We start from the raw sequence: 1,842 nt of genomic DNA, 5'->3' as shown, positions 1-1,842 counted from the left end.
GAGCAGCGTGACGATGACGAACGGGTAATAGATGAGGCGCGTCACCACCTCCGTGCGGCGCCCGATGAGGTCCACCTCGACCCAGTCCTCCAGGTAGGCGACGAGATCCGGATGGATCGACGCGGAGTCCGCCAGCCCCGGCCGCTGACCGAATTTCTCCAGCGCCTCGGGCGGCCACCGCGACGGCTGACTCAAGCGCCGCACGAAGGCGCAGGTGCGGCGCGTCTCCTCGATCACGAAGAAGAGCAGCAGGAAGAAGCTTACTGAGCAGAGCACGATCATCGTCGAATCGAGGATCTGGATGAACGACCCCCGATAGGGGCGCGCCGGCCAGCCGAAGACCTGGAACAGGATGAACGTGAAGGTGAGATAGAGCACGATCGGCACCGCCAGCAGCCACAGGCGGTCTGCGAGCGCGGCCGGCTGGACGTAGGCGTTCCAGATCTCGCTCACGGACCGCGCCTCCAGCCGGTAGGCGGCTTCGTCCGGCTGCCACGGGCGGAACCGGTCGTGGACCACGGCGCGCAGGAGCCGCCAGCGACCGCGGATCGCACCTGCGCCCGCGTGGTGCGGCGGTGCCGGCCGTGTCGCATCGCCCACGAGCAGGAAGTCCTGCGTGAGCGCCGCGTTGCTCGCGACGAGGTCGCGCCAGCCCTTGACCAGCATGAGCCACGTTAGCACCAGCGTCACCAGCCGCAGGATCTGCGTCGGCCACATGCTCACGCCATTGGCCACCGCCCACGGCTCGGCGGTCGCGTCCTGCAGCGCGCGCAGGCTTAAGCCCACGACCAGCATGAGCGCGACCAGCGCAAGCACGGACACGACCGGGCGCGACCTCACGGCGGGGCCGAGCATGGCGAGTGTGTGCTGCATCTGGCGAAAGCCGAAGGCGAAAAGTACCAGCAGCACCAGGCACGCGAAGACGAACGCGGTCACGCTGCGTGCCCTGAATTCGGGCAGTTCGCGCGGCGGGTGAATCGTCGCGCACGCCCCTCTCGGGCAGTCCGCCGCGAACGGGCTCAGGTCCACCACCGAGCTCGCGCCCACCTCGTAGATGCGCGGTGTCGCCAGACCTCGCGCGAGTGCCGGGTCGTCGCCGCGCCGCGTGCCCAGGGCCAGCATCGTGGAGAGAAACGTCCCCGTCTGATAGCTGTCCCGAAACGGCAGGATGCTGCCCTGCCAGCGCTCATCCAGCATGAGACCGAAGGCGGAGGTCACCACGAGGTTCTTCGTGCCGCGCTTGACCTCGGTCGGATGCAGATAGGCCGCATCCAGATCGGTGGTGAAGAAAATGGCCTCAGGCAGCGAGGGGTGCAGCGCCTGCATCACCAGCAGCTTGTCGTACGGGTCCGTGCCGAGCACGCCGACTGCGCCGACGCGGTTGCCCTCGCTGCGCAGCCGCGCATCGAGCGCGACGATCTTCTCGGAGAGCCGCCGCAGGTAGTCGAGCTGAGCCGCGCCGACCGGCCGCTCGACCTCGCGTCCGCGCTCCCGCTGCTTGTCCGACTTGTCCGCTGGCGGCGATGTCTCGCGCACCTCGCCCGCGCGCGGCAGCTGGCCATCGAGCCCCATCATGTAGGCGTAGTAATGGATCGGGCAGTCGTCGCCCGCGTCGCCGCCGCCGACCATGCGCTCCGTCGGGCACACCGACTCGCGAATCTTCGTGTCCGCGACGTCTGCCAGCAGCGCGTCGCGCATGATGTTGGGAAATTCGCGCCCGTAGTGCGTGTCCCACTCCGACACCAGCACCACGTGCGGCGAACTGCGCACGGCATCGGCGACACGCCCCTGCGCCGCATCGAACCCGTCGAGGCCGAGGGTGCGACTCACCGTCTGCCAGGC

General features: G+C 68.8%; 1 protein-coding gene. It reads right to left on the bottom strand.

Features of this window, described 5'->3' with window-relative positions; translation table 11 throughout:
• A partial coding sequence (locus tag JNK68_09255) for a hypothetical protein (GenBank protein MBL8540546.1) occupies positions 1-1,842 on the bottom strand: 1,842 nt, incomplete at both ends.

This window comes from Betaproteobacteria bacterium (assembly GCA_016791345.1).
Classification (GTDB): Bacteria; Pseudomonadota; Gammaproteobacteria; order Burkholderiales; family JAEUMW01; genus JAEUMW01.
The sequence above is the reverse complement of the archived record's forward strand: the minus strand, read 5'-3'. Positions and strand labels throughout refer to the sequence as shown.